Origin of the sequence: Nocardia sp. JCM 34519.1, from assembly GCF_020361265.1 — a bacterium.
GTDB classification, from domain to species: Bacteria; Actinomycetota; Actinomycetes; order Mycobacteriales; family Mycobacteriaceae; genus Nocardia; species Nocardia arthritidis_A.
The window spans coordinates 415,415-432,199 of record NZ_JAIRBR010000005.1; the positions used below are offsets into that span (position 1 = coordinate 415,415).

18 protein-coding genes are annotated in these 16,785 nt (G+C 67.1%); 11 read left to right on the plus strand and 7 right to left on the minus strand.

The window, feature by feature from the left end; genetic code table 11:
- The first annotated feature begins 169 nt into the window (after positions 1–169).
- From LGY53_RS16575 to LGY53_RS16605, 7 genes are all read left to right on the plus strand, one after another.
- The gene (locus LGY53_RS16575; protein ID WP_225727558.1) at positions 170–1,009 is read left to right on the plus strand and encodes a bifunctional 5,10-methylenetetrahydrofolate dehydrogenase/5,10-methenyltetrahydrofolate cyclohydrolase; all 840 of its coding nucleotides are present in this window, start codon (positions 170–172) and stop codon (positions 1,007–1,009) included.
- A 220-nt stretch (positions 1,010–1,229) separates the two neighbouring features.
- Positions 1,230–2,555: an MFS transporter gene (locus LGY53_RS16580; RefSeq protein WP_225727559.1), complete on the plus strand. Its 1,326-nt coding sequence runs from the start codon at positions 1,230–1,232 to the stop codon at positions 2,553–2,555.
- A gap of 93 nt (positions 2,556–2,648) precedes the next feature.
- The gene (locus LGY53_RS16585; RefSeq protein ID WP_225727560.1) at positions 2,649–3,371 is read left to right on the plus strand and encodes a GntR family transcriptional regulator; all 723 of its coding nucleotides are present in this window, start codon (positions 2,649–2,651) and stop codon (positions 3,369–3,371) included.
- A 118-nt stretch (positions 3,372–3,489) separates the two neighbouring features.
- Entirely contained in the window at positions 3,490–4,032 is a 543-nt protein-coding gene (locus LGY53_RS16590) for a thiamine pyrophosphate-binding protein (protein ID WP_225727561.1), read from the plus strand.
- 2 nt (positions 4,033–4,034) lie between these two features.
- Positions 4,035–4,625 (plus strand): thiamine pyrophosphate-dependent enzyme, encoded by a 591-nt coding sequence (locus LGY53_RS16595; protein WP_225727562.1) that lies wholly within the window; start codon positions 4,035–4,037, stop codon positions 4,623–4,625.
- Complete coding sequence (locus LGY53_RS16600) at positions 4,622–5,986, plus strand: aldehyde dehydrogenase family protein (protein ID WP_225727563.1); 1,365 nt, start codon at positions 4,622–4,624, stop codon at positions 5,984–5,986. Before LGY53_RS16595 ends, LGY53_RS16600 begins: the two co-directional genes overlap by 4 nt.
- On the plus strand, positions 5,983–7,122 hold the full coding sequence (locus LGY53_RS16605; protein WP_225727564.1) for a mandelate racemase/muconate lactonizing enzyme family protein: 1,140 nt from the start codon (positions 5,983–5,985) through the stop codon (positions 7,120–7,122). The genes LGY53_RS16600 and LGY53_RS16605 overlap by 4 nt, the downstream gene beginning before the upstream one ends.
- Before the next feature lie 4 nt (positions 7,123–7,126).
- Here LGY53_RS16605 and LGY53_RS16610 read toward each other — a convergent pair whose 3' ends face one another.
- Positions 7,127–7,840, minus strand: coding sequence for a MerR family transcriptional regulator (locus LGY53_RS16610; protein WP_225727565.1), 714 nt, complete (start codon positions 7,838–7,840; stop codon positions 7,127–7,129).
- 128 nt (positions 7,841–7,968) lie between these two features.
- On the opposite strand from LGY53_RS16610, the gene LGY53_RS16615 reads away from it, so the two are divergent.
- Positions 7,969–8,439, plus strand: coding sequence for a DUF6194 family protein (locus LGY53_RS16615; RefSeq protein WP_225727566.1), 471 nt, complete (start codon positions 7,969–7,971; stop codon positions 8,437–8,439).
- A gap of 72 nt (positions 8,440–8,511) precedes the next feature.
- Here the strand turns inward: LGY53_RS16615 and LGY53_RS16620 are convergent, their stop codons facing one another.
- Together LGY53_RS16620 and LGY53_RS16625 are read right to left on the minus strand one after the other, a co-directional pair.
- Complete coding sequence (locus LGY53_RS16620; RefSeq protein WP_225727567.1) at positions 8,512–9,738, minus strand: cytochrome P450; 1,227 nt, start codon at positions 9,736–9,738, stop codon at positions 8,512–8,514.
- Between the two features lie 80 nt (positions 9,739–9,818).
- On the minus strand, positions 9,819–10,250 hold the full coding sequence (locus LGY53_RS16625; RefSeq protein WP_225727568.1) for a MarR family winged helix-turn-helix transcriptional regulator: 432 nt from the start codon (positions 10,248–10,250) through the stop codon (positions 9,819–9,821).
- Positions 10,251–10,335: 85 nt separating this feature from the next.
- Here LGY53_RS16625 and LGY53_RS16630 point away from each other — a divergent pair, with 85 nt between their 5' ends.
- Positions 10,336–12,093, plus strand: coding sequence for an ABC transporter ATP-binding protein (locus tag LGY53_RS16630; protein WP_225727569.1), 1,758 nt, complete (start codon positions 10,336–10,338; stop codon positions 12,091–12,093).
- 1 nt (position 12,094) lies between these two features.
- On the opposite strand, the gene LGY53_RS16635 is transcribed toward LGY53_RS16630, so the two are convergent.
- Together LGY53_RS16635 and LGY53_RS16640 are read right to left on the minus strand one after the other, a co-directional pair.
- The gene (locus tag LGY53_RS16635; RefSeq protein WP_225727570.1) at positions 12,095–12,847 is read right to left on the minus strand and encodes a L,D-transpeptidase family protein; all 753 of its coding nucleotides are present in this window, start codon (positions 12,845–12,847) and stop codon (positions 12,095–12,097) included.
- A gap of 81 nt (positions 12,848–12,928) precedes the next feature.
- Complete coding sequence (locus LGY53_RS16640) at positions 12,929–13,345, minus strand: helix-turn-helix domain-containing protein (protein WP_225727571.1); 417 nt, start codon at positions 13,343–13,345, stop codon at positions 12,929–12,931.
- A gap of 67 nt (positions 13,346–13,412) precedes the next feature.
- Between LGY53_RS16640 and LGY53_RS16645 the strand changes: the two genes are divergently transcribed.
- Complete coding sequence (locus LGY53_RS16645) at positions 13,413–14,306, plus strand: NADP-dependent oxidoreductase (RefSeq protein ID WP_225727572.1); 894 nt, start codon at positions 13,413–13,415, stop codon at positions 14,304–14,306.
- A 126-nt stretch (positions 14,307–14,432) separates the two neighbouring features.
- On the opposite strand, the gene LGY53_RS16650 is transcribed toward LGY53_RS16645, so the two are convergent.
- Positions 14,433–15,062 (minus strand): cyclodeaminase/cyclohydrolase family protein, encoded by a 630-nt coding sequence (locus tag LGY53_RS16650; RefSeq protein WP_225727573.1) that lies wholly within the window; start codon positions 15,060–15,062, stop codon positions 14,433–14,435.
- A gap of 147 nt (positions 15,063–15,209) precedes the next feature.
- On the opposite strand from LGY53_RS16650, the gene LGY53_RS16655 reads away from it, so the two are divergent.
- On the plus strand, positions 15,210–16,247 hold the full coding sequence (locus LGY53_RS16655) for an LLM class F420-dependent oxidoreductase (RefSeq protein ID WP_225727574.1): 1,038 nt from the start codon (positions 15,210–15,212) through the stop codon (positions 16,245–16,247).
- A 19-nt stretch (positions 16,248–16,266) separates the two neighbouring features.
- Here the strand turns inward: LGY53_RS16655 and LGY53_RS16660 are convergent, their stop codons facing one another.
- The gene (locus tag LGY53_RS16660) at positions 16,267–16,605 is read right to left on the minus strand and encodes an STAS domain-containing protein (protein ID WP_167479511.1); all 339 of its coding nucleotides are present in this window, start codon (positions 16,603–16,605) and stop codon (positions 16,267–16,269) included.
- Between the last annotated feature and the right edge of the window lie 180 nt (positions 16,606–16,785).

Consider the following 16,785-nt stretch of genomic DNA (forward strand, 5'->3'; position numbering starts at 1 on the left):
GACAGTTAGCCGGTAGCTCAGCTCACAACACGATACGACCGGTTACCCCGATGAACACGTAATTGCTCGCCGTATTCGGTGGATGAATTTTCGAATTACCGACAAAGCGGGCGAACCGGGGCGATCCGCTGTGCCCGGGGTTCGGCGGCCCCGGATAAGGTGTGACAACGTGGATACCGTTTCGCTCACCGGCAAGGAACTCGCCGCCGCCATCAACGCCGATACCAAGCAGCGCGCGGCCGCGCTCGGCCCCTCCCCGCGCTTGGCCCTGGTCGTCGCCAATGCCGATCCGGCGAGCGCCTGGTATGTCAACTCGCTGCGCAAGGCCGCCGAGCGACTCGGAATCGCTTGCGACACGGTCGATCTCGGTGCGGACGCGAGCGCGGAAGCGATCCGCGCCGAACTCGCGGCCCGCAGTGCCGACGCCGCGACCGACGCGATCATGCTGCAGACCCCGCTGCCCGCGGGCGTCACCCTGAACGACGTCTCGTCCGCGATCGTCGCCGCCAAGGATGTGGACGGTGTGAGCCCGCTGTCGCTCGGCCTGCTCGCCTCGGGTCTGCCCGGTTTCGTCGCCGCCACCTCCGAGGCCGTCGTCGAAGTGCTGAAGCATTACGAAATCCCGCTGTCGGGTCGGCATGTCGCGGTCGTCGGCCGGTCCAACATAGTCGGCAAGCCGCTGGCCCAACTGCTGCTGGCCGAGGACGCGACGGTCACGGTGTGCCATTCCCGCACCGCGGATCTGGCCGCCGTCACCACCGCCGCCGATATCGTCGTCGCCGCGGCGGGCCGGGCCGGGCTGGTCACCGGCAAGCATGTGCGCGAGGGTGCGGTGGTGATCGATGTCGGCACCAACGAGGCGGCCGACGGCGGCATCGTCGGCGATGTCGACGCGGATTCGGTGCGCGGCAAGGCTTCCGCGCTCACCCCGGTGCCCGGCGGGATCGGCCCGGTGACCACGGCGCTGCTGCTGCGGCATGTGGTGGTCGCCGCGGAGCGGTCGCGCTGAGCGCATCCGATTCCGTCGCGCGACGGAATCGCTGATATCGCAACGACATCCCCGTCGTCCCGAGCTGAACCGGGACGGCGGGGATGTCCGCGTTCCGGGATCTTCGCGAAAACCCTTGTGCGTCAGGTCACACCATAAGTAGCATGCTACTTATCAAATAAGGCATGTCACTTTACTTGGTTGCATGCCAACACGGCTGGCTCTGCGCTGTGGAGGAAAGATGAATCAGGCGACGTCCCGCATCGCGGCGGACCCGTTGCAGGCGAACGCGATTCGCAAGATCACGCTACGGACGGTCCCGCTGCTGATGGTCGGCTACATCGTGAGCTACCTCGACCGGATCAATATCGGCTTCGCCAAATTCGGCATGGAGAAGACATTCGGGATGAGCGCCACCCAATACGGATTCCTGGCTGGCATCTTCTTCATCGGATACGTGCTGGCCGAGGTGCCGAGCAATGTGATCATGACCAAGGTCGGCGCCCGGCTCTGGCTGAGCCGAATCCTGGTGACCTGGGGAATCATCGCCACCGCAACGGCTTTCGCGCCCAATCTGCCCACGGCGTACGCGCTGCGCTTCCTGCTCGGCGTCGCCGAGGCGGGCTTCTTTCCTGGCATCATCGTCCATCTCACCCGCTGGTATCCGAACGCCCAACGCACCAAGGTGATTTCGACCGTCATGGTGTCCATCCCGATCGCCAGCGTGCTCGGCGGCCCGCTCAACGGCTGGATACTCGACGCCTTCGACGGTGCGCTCGGATTCAGCGGCTGGCGCTGGGTGCTCGTCGTCGGCGGGCTGCCCGCGGTCGCGCTCGGCATCGCATTCTTCTTTCTGCTCACCGAAAAGCCGAGCGACGCACAGTGGTTGACCGATCTGGAGCGGGACTGGCTGTGCCGCACGCTCGCGGCGGAGGAGGCCGAGCGGGCGCTCGCCGCGCCGGCCGGACATCGGGACGCGCTGCTCGACAAGCGGGTGATCGCCCTCTGTCTGGCCTACTTCCTGCTGCTGTGCGGTGCGTACCCGCTCACCTACTGGATGCCGTCGGTGATCAAGGATGTCGGGCACGGGCTGACCGGCGCTCAGGTCGGCTGGCTCTCGGCGGTGCCGTTCCTGCTCGCCGCGATCTGCATGTACGTCTGCGGGCGGCTGGTGCGCGACGAGCGTTCGGCCAAACCGGTTCTCGTCGCGCTGACCGTCTCGGTGGTCGCCTTCGTGGTCACCGCCGGGAATCTGCACACCGCGGCCGTCGCGTTCATCGCGATCAGCATCGCGACCATGGCGGCGCAGACCGCGAAACCGCTGTTCTGGTCGGTGCCAACGGCTTATCTCGCCGGCCCGGGCGCGGCGAGCGGCATCGCGCTGATCAATTCGCTCGGTAACGCGGCCGGATTCGTCAGCCCGTACGCGTTCGGCTGGATCGAAGACGCGTCGGGCGGTGACACCGGGCTGGCGATGGGGGTGATGATCGCGGCCAATGTCGGTGCGCTGCTGGTTATCCTGGGGCTGCGGTGGCGGGCGTCCGACGCGGCCCGGGCGGGTGCCTGAAGGCGGCTCGCCGAGCGACTATGCTGAGGAATCGCCCGGGGCGGTTGTGCCACGGGCGATTTCCGCTTGCTCACGGGTCCATGAAGAGGTGTCTTGTCCCAGGATGAGTCGGTAGACAGCAAATCCGAGCAGATCGCCCAGGAGATCCGGGACGCGATCCGGCAGGGTCGGCTCGAACGCGGCGTGCTCTATTCGTCGCGCGAGCTCGGCGAGCGTTTCGGCGCATCGCGGACGCCGGTGCGCGAGGCGCTGCTCAAGCTCGCCGATCTGGGCCTGGTGCGGATCGAGCGCAATCGCGGGGCCAGGGTGCTCGGGCAGGACGGCCGCGGCATCGTCGACCTGTGCAGCCTGCGGGTGCTGCTGGAACCGCCCGCCTGCCGCAGCGCCGCCGCGGTGCTGACCAGCCGCGACGACGCCGAGCTGCAGGAGCAGTACGACATCATGGCGGCCACCGCCGACGGCAGCGCCGAATACTTCGCCGCCGACGAGCGCCTGCACGATCTGATCCTGCGGGCCAGCGGCAATCGGCGACTGGCCAAATTCGTCGCCGAGCTACGCCAGACGCTCTCCCTCGACGGGCGCTACAGCGTGCCGAAATATCAGTCGGTGGAGACGGCGCTCGGCGATCACAAGGCGATCATCGATGCGCTGCGCGCCCGCGACGGGGTGGCCGCCGAGCGCGCGATGCGCATCCATCTGGTGCGTTCAGGAGACCTGCTGGTCGCGCACAGCAGCGAGGACAATCGGGGGCTGGTCGCCGAGTGGCGGCGTTGGGTATCGATCTCGGTACCCGACGGGGAGCAGATCATCTACTGAACCGCCTTTCGGCGCTTAGGAATTCGCTGCTGTTACTAGTTGCATGCTACTCATCATAAGTAGTATGTTTCCACCATCTGGTGGGCTATCACCAGTCGGTTCCGGCGAAGGGACTTTCGTGAATTCCAATGCGTACGCGGCGGCGGTCGCCGAGGGTGTGTGGGCCGCGCGGGTGGATCTGGTCGGCTACGTTCCGTCGGTCAGCGTCGCGCCCGTCATCACGGCGCTGGTGGAAACCAGCGGTGGGCGCGACGGGCAATCGGCCACCGTCTTCCCGCTCTCCCGCGAGGAGGAGGCCGCGGGCGTGCTCGGCGCGCTGCCGCTGACCGGCCGATTCGGCGCGATCATCATGCAGGACAACGGTTTCGGAAATGCGCTCACCGCGTTGACCACCTTCAACGTCGCCTATCAGCTGCCGCTGCTGATCGTCGCAAACACCCGCGGCGGGCTCGGTGAGTACAACTCGATGATCCACACGTTCAGCCAGCATGTGCCCGGCCTGCTCGACGAACTCGGCATCAGATATTTCGAATTGGACCGGCGCAGTGGGCCATCCGACTGGTGGGCGGTGGTCACCGAGGCGGGCGTGCACGCGCGCATGACCTTCCGGCCCGTCGTCGTGCTCGCGCACTTCTGGTCCACCGACGGAAAGGCGGCCTGATCGTGAAACGCATAGACGCGCTGCGCATTATCGCCGCGCACACCGCGGACCTGCCGGTGGTGGTCACCTGTGCGGCGTCGAGCCGGGAACTGGCGGCGGTGGCCGACCGGCCGAATCACCTTTATCTGCTGGATTCGATGGGTCTGGCCGGATCCGTCGGCACCGGTATCGCGCTCGGGCTGGCCGACCGGCCGGTGCCCAAGGTGGTCACCGTCGAGGGCGACGGCTCACTGCTGATGAATCCGAATGTGCTTGCCACGGCGGGCTTTCTGCGCCCGGCGAAACTGGTGCTGGTGCTGCTGGACAACGGCGTATACGGCGCCACCGCGAACCTGCCGACCTACGGTTCGCGAATCGACCTGGGGGAGTTGGCGATCGCGGCGGGCTGGACCGTGCGCCGGGCCGCGGACGAGCGGGAGCTCGAACAGGGCATGCGCGAGGTGCTGACGATCGACGGACCGGTGCTGCTCCATGTGCGGCTGGCCGTCGGTAACGCGCCGGATGTGCCGAAGCTGCTGGCGCATCCGGTGATGCTGGGCAGGCGATTCCAGGACTGGCTCGCCGCGCGGGCGGATAACGCGGTGGGCCGGTGATCACCACGATCGACCCGGCCACCGGGAAGCCTTTGGACACTTACCCTTTCACCACCGATGCGGAACTCGCGGCAGCACTGGAGCTGGCGGTGCGGCGCGAATTATCGGTGGATGAACGCGCGAACGGCCTGCGGCGGTTGGCGGTTCGACTCCGCGATGAATCGGTGTCGCTGGCCGCGCTGATCACCGCGGAGATGGGCAAGCCGATCACCCAGGCCGCCGCCGAACTGGAGAAGTGCGCCGTCACCTGTGATTACTACGCCGACCACCTGGCGGAACTGCTTGCGCCGCAATCGGTCGACGTACTGCCCGACACCGGCCGGATCCGAATGCGCCCACTCGGTGTGGTTCTGGCGATCATGCCGTGGAATTACCCGTTCTGGCAGGTGTTCCGGTCGATGGCACCCGCCATCGCCATCGGCAATCGGGTGCTGCTCAAGCACGCCGACAATGTCAGCGGGTGCGCGGTCGCGGTCCAGCGACTGTTCGACGAGGCGTTCGGCCCCGGCGTGCTGACCGGCGTCCGGCTGGAACCCGAGCGGATCGGACGGCTCATCGACGATCCCGCCGTCGCGGCGGTGGCCTTCACCGGCAGCAATCGGGTCGGCGCCGTCGTGGCGGCGCGGGCCGGGCGGGCGGTGAAGAAATCCGTGCTGGAGCTCGGTGGATCCGATCCGTTCATCGTGCTCGCCGATGCCGACGTGCCGCTGGCCGCGGCGGCCGCGGCCCGGTCGCGATATCTGAACAACGGACAGAGCTGCCTCGCCGCCAAACGGATCATCGTGGAGCGCACCGCATTTCCGGAGTTCGTCGCCGAATTGACCGGTGCGCTCGGCACCTTGACCTACGGCGATCCGGCGCTGCCCGGGACGTTCATCGGTCCGATGGCGCGAATCGATCTGCGCGACGAACTGCGCCGTCAGCTCGACGCATCGGTGGCGGCGGGCGCGAAGGTGTTGTCCGGCGGCGAATTCGACGACCGGCCCGGCGCCTGGTTCACCCCGACGTTGATCGAGGTGCCCGGTCCGGACTGCCCGGCCTTCCGTGAGGAGACGTTCGGTCCGCTCGGTGCGGTGTTCCCGGTGGATTCGGCGGAACATGCGCTGGCCGTTGCCAATTCGTCCGTCTACGGCCTCAGCTGCGCGATCTGGGGGACCGACCGGTCGCGGATCGATCGGCTCGCTGACCGGGTGACGGCCGGATCGGTGTTCATCAACCGGATCTCCGAATCCGATCCGCGGCTGCCCGTCGGCGGCGTCGCGGCCAGCGGTTACGGCCGCGAGCTGAGCGCTTACGGCGCGCTGGAATTCGCCAATATCCAGGCGGTGCGCACCGCCCAGGTTTCGAGGAGCAGAGCATGACCATCACCCGAATCCGCACCCGCGTCGTCGCGATTCCGGTCGACCGGCCGACCCGGATGTCCAACCGCGAACTGAACGACCGGCAATATCTGCTCGTCGAACTCGAAGACGACTCGGGCGCAACGGGTCTGGGCTACACCTACGCGGGTGTCACCGGGGGAGCGCTCACCAAGCGGGCCGTCGACGACCTGCTCGCGCCGGTATATCTCGGCGCCGACGTCAACGATGTCTACGGGTTGTGGGGGCGCGCGTATCAGGAAACCCTGCTCGCGGGCCGCCGCGGCGCGGTGCTGCGCGCGCTGTCGGCGATCGATATCGCGCTGTGGGATCTGCGCGCCAAGCGCGCCGGGCTGCCGCTGGTGAACCTGCTCGGCGGTGCGGTGACCGCGTTGCCCGCGTACGCGTCCGGCGGCTACTACCGTCCGGACGACGGCGCGTGGACCGATGCCGTGCGCGCCGAAATTCGGTTCAATGCCGCGCAGGGGTTCACCGACCACAAGATCAAAGTGGGCGGGCTCTCGGTCGCCGAGGACGCCCGCCGGGTCGCCGCCGCCATCGAAACCATCGGTGACACCGGCCGACTCGCGCTCGACGCGAACAACGCCTACCGCTCCGTGCCCGAGGCACAGTCGGCCATCGAGGCCTTCGAGCGGGCGGCGGGCGATGCGGGCATCTGGTGGTTCGAGGAACCACTCAGCCCGGACGCCGTCGCTGGGCATGCCGAGTTGGCCCGGCGGATCCGCACCCCCGTCGCCACCGGCGAGATCCACCAAACCCGTTGGGAATTCCGCCATCTCATCGAATCCGGGGCCGCCGCGATCCTGCAGGCCGATGCGGGCGTCGTCGGCGGTGTCACCGAATGGGTCCGCATCGCGCACACCGCCGACTCGTTCGGCCTGCAAATGGCACCGCACTGGCATCACAACCTGCACGCCCACCTGTGCGGCGCCACCCAGAACACCCTCGTCGTCGAATTCTTCGCGCTGGACAAGGGGATCTACAACTTCGAACAGCTGCTCACCCCGGAAACGCGAATGGCGTATGGGGACAACAAGGTTCGGATTCCAGAGCGTCCGGGTATCGGCATCGAGCTCGACGAGGCGGCGGTGGCGAAATACCTGGTCGAGGCGACGTAGTCGATCAGACATAATGGTTGTCGAGATAGCTGTGCAGCGCCGCCGAACCGCGCAGGCGTTGCAGGCTGATCTCGGTCACCTGATGTTCGCGGCGGGCGAGTTCGGTGCGGGCCTTCTCGACGCTGCCGTTGGTGCGCAGGTGGTCGAGGGCGGCGGTGATATCAGGGAAGGCGAAGCCGCCGCGGCGCAGCACCGCGACGAGGTGGGCGGCGCGCTGTTCGACCGGGTCGTAGGTGCGGTAGCCGGTGGCCCGATCCCGTTGCGGGCGCAGTAGTCCGCGCCGCTCCCACAGTCGTAGCACCGGCGTCCGCACCCCGGAATCGGCGGCGACCTGTCCGATGTGCGCGGTCTTGCGGGTCTGTGGCGCTTGGCTTTTCGCCGCCTTGGTGAACGCGGCGAGTGCGGCGGCGATTCTTTCGCGCTCCCGCGCCAGCTCGGCGTGGCTCTCGTCGAGCGCGGCCAGTGCACCCGACAGATCGTCATCGTGTATGGCGCTCAACACTTTTCGGGTGCACGACCAGCCGTATCCGACGGCCATGGCGCGCGCCGCGGCCAATGCGTCGGCGTGCTGATCGGTGAATACCCGGTATCCGGCCGCGGTGCGCTCGACCGGCGGCAGCACCCCGGCGTCGACATAGTTGCGTACCTGTTGTTCCGAGACACCGGCCGCCCTGGCCAGCTCCGTCACCCGCCACCGCCGCGTCGCCCGTGCGCTCACCCCTCAACCATAGCTGCTCTCGGATTTGAGTGTTTCCGAGGCAGAGCCCCGCGATATCGCCGAAAAATCTCAATCGGCAATTCAATGAGAAGATTTAATCGTCGATATTTCGAAGAAAGGATTCCGGTATGGACCCCGAAATCATCAAGCAGTACATCGCCGACGAATTCCCCGGAACGACCGTCGCGACGAATCTCGGCGACAGCTTCTTCATCTACGATCCGACCGGTGATCTGCCGCCCAAGCGTCAGCAGCCGTTCGCCACCATCGTCACCGGCGACCACTACGACAATGTCTCCGCACTGACCGCCCCCGGCGACTACCGCCTGAACATCGGCCTCACCAAGGAAACCTACACATCCCTGCTCGGCCCGGCCCCGACCAAGCGCGACGAAAACGGCGTCCTCATCACCGATTACGACTACAAGGCCCGAAACGCCCTGATACCCAACCCCTTCTACGCCGCCCAGCACTGGATCGCCATCATCGACCCCACCGCCGAAACCTTCCCCACCTTGCGCCCCCTCCTCGCCGAGGCCTACGACTTCGCGGTCCGCAAACACACCAACTGGCTCCGCCGCAGGCCCGCCACCGCGTAATCCGCACTCGCCGCCGATCGGACGGCCGAATTCGATCGAAATCGGCCGGGCGGGTTGACGATTCGGCGTCGTCTACTGGGCCGTTTCCGTCCAGGTGACCGGTAATTCGTGGACGCCGTAGATATTCATGTCGGTGCGAAGTCGCACCTCGTTCGCGGGGACGGCGAGTTCGAGGGTTGGGAAGCGGCGTAGTAGTGCCGCGAAACCGGCGCGCATCTCGACGCGGGCCAGCTGCTGGCCGAGGCATTGGTGGATGCCGTGTCCGAAGGCCACCAGGCCGCGGGCCCTGCGGTGGATGTCGAGGGTGTCGGGGTCGTGGAAGCGCTTGGGATCGTGGTTGGCGGCCAGCAGGGAGATGACGACGGTCGAGCCCTTGCCGATCGTTTCGCCGCCGAGCTCGATATCTTCGGTGGCGTAGCGATAGAAGATGTCGGCGACGGACAGGTAACGCAGCAGTTCGTCGACGGCATCCGGCAACAGGTCCGGGTCGGTGCGCAGTTCGGCGAGTTGGTCCGGATTCTCCAGCAGCGCGAAGGTGCCGAGCCCCAGCATGTTCGCGGTGGTCTCGTGACCCGCGAGCAGCAGCAGGAAGGCGATGCCGACCAGTTCATCGATGCCGAGATCGTCGTCGCGGGCCAGATCGGACAGGATGTCCTCGCCGGGTTCGGCGCGTTTGCCGACGACCAGTTCGGCCAGGTACGTGGTCATCGCGCCGTACGCGGCCATCTTGTCCTCGAGCGTCACCTCCCGCTCCAGGAATTTGGCGGAGTTGACCTGGAAGTTCGCCCGGTCCGCGTAGGGGACGCCGAGCAGTTCGCAGATCACCAGCGAGGGCACCGGCAGCGCGAACTCCTTGACCAGGTCGACCGGCGGGGTCATCCGCGTCATCGCGTCCAGCTGCCGCTCGGCGATTTCGACGATGTGCTCCTCGAGCTCCCTCATGCGTTTCACGGTGAAGGCGCCGGTGAGCTTGCGCCGCAGCCGGGTGTGGTCCGGCGGGTCCATGGCGACGAACAGGCCCGGCGTCTGCGGGGACGGTTCGGTTTGTCTTGGCATGCCGGGGGTTTCGAACGGCACGTGGATGATGCCGATGTCCTGGCGGGAGCTGAACCGGGTGTCGGCCAGCACCTGGCGGACCTCCTCGTACCCGGTGACGAGCCAGCCCTCGTGTCCATCGGGGAACACCATGGGACTGACCGGGCGCGCCGCGCGCAGCCGGGTGATTTCCAGCGGCGGAACGAAGGGACCGGCGTTGCGCGCCATGGGCAGGCCCTGCGGGACGGGAACCGTCTGAGTCATCGAATTACCTTTCGTGGCTGGTTGTTACGCCACGATCGGCGACGGCCCTGACACGGGACCGACACGGTCCTGACATGGTGTCAGGGTCGAGATGGTTCGTCGGATTCCAAGGCGGCCAAGAGGTTTCGCAACGTCTCCCGCTGATTCTCGGACAGCGTCGCGAAGATCTCCTCGGCCGCGGCGCGGCGGGCTCCGTCGATCCGGCGCAGCGTTTCCCGGCCGCCTGCGGTGAGCGAGACGAGGGTGGAGCGCCGGTTGTTCGGGTCGGCGGCGCGGGTGACGAGTCCCGCGGCCTCGAGTGCGTCGACGACGGTGGTGGCGGAGCGGGGGACGATGCCGAGGCGTTCGGCCAGCGCCGCCATCCGCGGCGGTTCGTCCTGGTGCCCGATGATGCGCAGCGCCCGGGCCTGCCCCGGGGTGATGCCGATGGGTGCGAGCCTGGTCATTTGGTTGCGGCGGATGCGGCGGGCGGTGCGCAGGAACAGCTCGGGCAGGTCGGGAGCGGCGTCCATGTTTCTGAGCATAGCTCATTGTTTGAGGAACAATTATGAGCAATACTCAGTTTCATGGGGTAACTCTTCGCGGAAGGAGGCGCCCGTGCAGTCACCGCATCAAATCCGCCGGATCGTCCGGCTCTTCCATCCCTATCGCGCCCGACTGGCCGTAGTCGCGGCGCTGGTCGGCCTGTCCTCGGTGGTGGCCCTGGCCGCACCGTTCATGTTGCGCGGCATACTCGACGACGCGCTGCCGCACGGCCGCACCGGTCTGCTCACCCTGCTCGCCGCGGGCATGATCGGTGTCGCCGCGCTCACCAGCGTGTTCGGCGTGCTACAGACCTACCTCTCGACCGCCGTCGGCCAGGAGGTGATGCACGATCTGCGCTCCGGGGTTTACGCGCAGTTGCAGCGAATGCCGTTGGCGTTCTTCACCACAACGCGCACCGGTGAGGTGCAGTCCAGGATCGCCAACGATATCGGCGGCATGCAGTCGACGGTGACCTCCACCGCGACCTCGCTGGTCTCGAATTTCACCACGGTCATCGCCGCAATGGTGGCGATGGTCGCGCTCGACTGGCGGCTCACCATCATCTCGCTGGTGATGCTGCCCTTCTTCGTCTGGGTGAGCCGCCGGGTCGGTGACGAGCGCCGCCGGATCACCGGCCGGCGCCAGCAGCAGTTGGCGAGCATGTCGGCGATCGTCGAGGAATCGCTGTCGGTGAGCGGAATCCTGTTGGGGCGCACCATGGGTCGCGCACCCGAACTGGTCGGCGATTTCACCAGGGAATCCCGCGGTCTGGTAGATCTCGAGATTCGGTCGAATATGGCCGGCCGGTGGCGGCAGTCGACGATCCAGATAATCATGTCCGCGATGCCCGCCGTCATCTACTGGGCGGCCGGAATGACCGTTGCCGCAGGGCATCCGCTGGTTTCCATCGGCACCCTCGTCGCGTTCACCACCCTGCAGACCAGCCTGCTGCGCCCGATGGTGCAGCTGCTCTCGACCGGTGTCGAGGTGCAGAGTTCGCTGGCGCTGTTCGGCCGGATCTTCGAATACCTCGATCTACGACCGGATCTCGCGGAACCCACCGATCCGGTGCCCGCGCCGGATATCAAGGGCGAGATCGCCTTCGACCACGTCGGATTCGGCTACGGCGGCGGCACCGGTGCGGTGCTCACCGATATCGATATCACGGTCCCGGCGGGTACGAGCCTTGCGGTGGTCGGCGAAACCGGTTCCGGGAAAACGACTCTCGGCTACCTGGTGGCCCGCCTCTACGATGTGACCTCGGGCCGGGTGACGATCGACGGAATCGACGTGCGCGAGCTGAGTTTCGCGGATCTGGCGGCGGCGGTGGGAGTGGTCTCCCAGGAGACCTACCTCTTCCACGCCTCAGTCGCCGACAACCTGCGTTTCGCGAAACCCGATGCGACGGACCAGGAATTGCACGCCGCCGCCAGGGCCGCGCGGATACACGACCACATCGCGAGCCTGCCCGACGGCTACGACACCCTGGTCGGCGAGCGCGGCTACCGCTTCTCCGGCGGTGAGAAACAGCGCCTCGCGGTGGCCAGGGCGATCCTGCGTGATCCGCCGATCCTGGTGCTGGACGAGGCGACGAGCGCGCTCGACACCCAGACCGAGCACGAGGTGCAGGCCGCGCTCGACGCGCTGTCGGCGGGCCGCACCACGATCACCATCGCGCACCGGCTGTCCACCATCCGTGACGCCGACCAGATCGTGGTGCTCGACCGGGGCCGCATCGTGGAACGCGGCACCCACGAGGAGCTGCTGGCCCGCGAAGGCCGTTACGCCGCACTGGTTTCCCGCGACGACGCGGTGCGGGTAGCGGCCTGAATCACCAGTGCAGGTTCACCGGATCGCCGACGTTGATGGTGTTGTAAACCCATTCGGCGTCGCCGGGCGCCAGGTTCACGCAGCCGTGGCTGACATTCGAATTACCTTGCTGCTCCACAGACCACGGTGCGGAGTGGATGTAAACGCCGCCCCAGGTGAGCCTTTCGGCGAATTCACCGTTGATGATGTAGCCCTGCGGCGAGCTGAGCGGGATGCCGATGGTGCGGGAATCGAATACCACGCTGCGGGCCTTCTCCAGCACCGGCCAGGTACCGGGCGGTGTTTCCCAACCCGGTTTGCCGTAGGAGGCGGGCATGGTCCGCACCACCTGCCCGCCGATCAGGATGCTGAAGGTGTGTGCGGACATATCGCCCTCGCCGGAGACGCCGCCGTTGGTCTGGAATTGGGTGTGCACCGGTCCGATTCCGACATTGATCCTGGCGTCGGCGGGCAGGAAGCCGGTGGGGTTCCAGCGCAGGTCGCGGTCGTCTATCCAGCTGAAGGTTCCGGTCACCGGTTTCGGTGCGCTGATGGTGAAGGCGTGTTCGGCGCGGGCCCGGTCTTGGACGGCGGCGGCGAATGTCACCGTCACGGGCGCGGCGATGCCTACTGTCTGACCGGCGGAGGGTGCGATACCGACCACCGAGGGTCCCGGCGGCGCATCGATCATGGCTGCCGTTGCCGCACCGGATCCGAAGACGCCGAACACGACGATTGCGGTCGCGAGAAACAGATGTCGGAGAGCGCTCCTCATTGGCTCCACCCCTTTGAGCTGGTGTGGTACGCAAAACTCCAGTTTACGCCGTCCATGATCGCCCTGACCTGGGTAAAGATCTCAGAGCGGTTGCGGCTCCAGCTCCGCGCGCGCGTCGAATTCGTTGCGCGCGGCCAGGATTTGCCCCTGATGCCGCACCGCCCAAACGCCCATCGCGTGGCTGACCTCGCCGAGGCTGGCGCCGAGTTCGGTGAGCGCGTATTCGACGCGCGGCGGCACGGTCGGATACACCGTGCGCCGGATGAGCCCGTCGCGTTCCAGATTGCGCAGCGTGCGGGTGAGCATCTTCTGGGTGATGCCGTCGAGCCTGCGGCGCAACTCGTTGAAGCGGATCGGGCCGCCGTTCATCCGGAGCGTGCCGAGCACGAGCAGCACCCATTTGTCGGCGAGTACGCCGAGCACCTCCCGGGCCGGGCATTGCTTCACATAGCTTTCGACCAGGTTGTCGGATTCGGCCCAGCCGCAGACGGTATCCATCGGGTACCTCGGTATCAAGAAAGTGCCTTCTTTCCAAGGGATACTAGGTCACCGCAGAATCGTCGTCATGTTCGCGATTACGCAAGATGTGTTCGGTGGCCCCGAGGTGCTGCGGCTGGTCGAGGTGGAGCGGCCGGTGCCAGGGGCAGATGAGTTGTTGGTGCGGGTCGCCGCGACCAGCGTTAACGCCGCCGATTGGAAGTTGCGCTCGGGCCGGATCCGGAAGCTGGGCGAGCCGCCGTTCACCCTCGGCTTCGACGTATCCGGGGTGGTCGCGGAGATCGGAGCGGGTGTCGACCGGTTCGCGGTCGGCGACGAGGTGTATTCGATGGTGCTCGGCCGCAGCGGCGCGTACGCCGAATACGTGGTTGTCCGTGCCGAATTCGCCGCCCCCAAGCCGAAGACCCTGGACCACCCGCATACCGCCGCCCTCCCGACGGCGGTGCTCACCGCGTGGCAGGCGCTCACGAATGTGCGTCCAGGACAACGGATCCTGATCCACGCTGCGGCGGGCGGCGTCGGCCACCTCGCCGTGCAGATCGCGAAATACTATGGGGCACATGTGATCGGCACGGCCAGCGTGGCGAAGCACGAATTCCTGCGCGGCCTCGGCGCCGACGAGCTGATCGATTACCGCACCGCGGATTTCACCGAGGTCACCGGCGATATCGATATCGTCTTCGACCTGGTCGGCGGCGAATACGGTTCCCGCTCACTGAAAGTGCTGCGCCCCGGCGGCAGGCTCATCGACGCGCAGGGCAACGACGCCGAATCCGACCCGCGTTACGAACGCCTCTACGTCACCCCCTCGGACATCGACCTCGAAATCATCGCCGGCCTCGTCGACCAGGGCGTCCTGCGCCCCGAAATCGACCGAATCCTCCCGCTTGCCGAGGCCGCCGAGGCACACCGCCTCAGCGAATCCGGGCAGGTCCGCGGCAAGATCGTACTTGTGCCGTAACACCTTTCGGTCGACGCGGCGAGCTCCGGACCCGCCGTGCCAAGGTCGTCGATGTGCTGCAACGCCTTTCGGCAGTCCCGAACCGGCCGCGTCCGCGGCAGGACCGAACCTGTGCCGCAACGCCTTTCAGCTGCGCACGACGTGCAGAACGTCGGCGTGCAGCGCGTCGGCGCGGGCGCGCAGTTCGTCGATGCGAATCAGGACGGGGGCGAAGCGGTCGCCCTCCGCCGCGGGCAGCGAGCCGACGTTGATCTCGATATTGAGCTGGGAGCTGCCCGCGGCGGCGCGGCAGGCGTCGGCGGCCGCGCCGATATCGGTGACCACGTTCGGATTGCCGATCGGCAGCAGTTCGGCGGCCAGGGTGAGGATTTCGTCGGCCTCGTCCACCACGGCGGCGGGCACCTTGGCGGCCTGCACCAGCGCGTCATTGATCGCGGCGGTGCGGGCTGCCACCTGCTCGGGCGTGTCCTTGGGCAGTTTGTACGCCGCGCCGACCGCGGTGAACGCCGCGGCGTCGGCGTCGGCCAGCGCGAGCGCCCGCTGCCGGGCCGAATCGGCGGCCTCGATGATCCGGTCCACCACGGGACGGTTGTCGGCGTCCTTGGCCCTGGTCGTGTAGCGGGCCACCATCGCGACCAGCGCCGCACCCTGCGCGGCGTGCAGTGCGGCCACCGCGCCCCCGCCCGGCGCGGGCACCTTCGCCGCCAGATCGGACAGGTACTGCGCGAGGGTGGCCTCGGCGAACGACTGCGACACGGGTGGTTTGCCTTTCGGAGTGCGACGTCGGATGCCGCTCCACGCTACCGGTTCCCGATTCATACCCGGCCCGCGCGTCCGGCGAGTCCGGACAGTCGATCGGTACCGGCGGTTGCGGAACAACGCGGCAAATTAGACTCCGCGGTTATGCGGATCGGATTGGGCATCAACTATTCGGGCGGTTTCAAGGAGGCGGCGGCCGAGGTCGCCGACCTGGAACGGGCCGGTCTGGACATCGTCTTCGTCCCGGAGGCTTACTCGTTCGACGCCGTCAGCGCGCTCGGATACCTCGCGGCGAAGACCAGCACGCTGCAGTTGGCCTCCGGCATCCTGCAGATCTACACCCGCACGCCGTCGCTCACCGCGATGACCGCCGCGGGTCTGGATTTCGTCTCCGACGGGCGGTTCATCCTCGGCCTCGGCGCCTCCGGCCCGCAGGTGATCGAGGGTTTCCACGGCGTGCCGTACGACGCGCCGATCGGCCGCACCAGGGAGCTGGTGGAGATCTGCCGCAAGGTGTGGCGGCGTGAACGCCTCGAATACCAGGGCAAGTACTACCAGATCCCGCTGCCCGCCGAGCGCGGCACCGGTCTGGGCAAGGCCCTCAAACTCATCAATCACCCCGTGCGGGAACGCATTCCGGTGCTGCTCGCCGCGCTCGGCCCGAAGAATGTCGAGCTGGCCGCCGAGATCGCCGAGGGCTGGCAGCCCATCTTCTTCCTGCCGGAGAAGGCGAAGGAGATCTGGGGCGGCGCGCTCGCGGCCGGCCTGGCCAAGCGCGACCCGCAGCTCGGCGAGCTGGAGGTTTTCGCGGGCCCGGCCCTGGCCATCGGCGAAAATGTCGAACCGCTGCTGGAATTCGTGAAACCGCATCTGGCGCTCTACATCGGCGGCATGGGTGCGAAGGGCAAGAACTTCTATCACACCCTCGCCACGAAATACGGTTACGGCGCCGAGGCCGACCGCATCCAGGAGCTGTACCTGGCGGGCAAGAAGGAGGAGGCGGCCAAGGTGGTGCCGGACGAACTGGTCCGCAACATCTCGCTGGTCGGCCCGGCCGGATATGTCAAGGAGCGGATCGCGGCCTTCGCCGAGGCGGGTGTCACCACGCTGAACGTCGTCCCCATGGCGGCCACCCCGGCCGATCGGGTGAAGCTGGTCGAGCAGTTGCGGGAATTGTGCTGAGCGGTCAGCGCGAGCCCGATCAGCGCGAGCGGAGCCCCGCGAGCGCATCGTCCAGGGTCGCGTGTAGTGCGAAGACCTGATCGAGGCTGGTCATCTTGAGCTGACGGCTGGTCGCCGGTCCCTCGGCGACCACCGCCATCACGGTGGCGGCGCCCGCCCGCTTGTGCGCGGCCACCAGCGCCGCCATACCCGCCGAGGCGAGGAAGCTGACGGCGCTCAGATCGATGATCAGCGCAGCGGGTTTACCGCTCAGGATCCCCTCGATCGCGCTCTCCAGTGCGGGGGCCGTCGCCAGGTCGACCTCGCCTGCTACCGCGAGTACGGTCGCGCCCTCGTGCTCCACCACCGAGGTGGTCATCGTTTCCGCCAGGGGATACGCATCTCCGGAAGTGTTGGTCACAGCATCCCAATCTACTATTGATGGTTCACGAAAACGGCCCCAACCAGGGATATTCCGTCGTAACAGCCTGCGCGACAAGATCTTTCGAGCATATGCCGATTGCTGTCCGATCCCGGTGAAACCGGGGCGTTCCAGTCG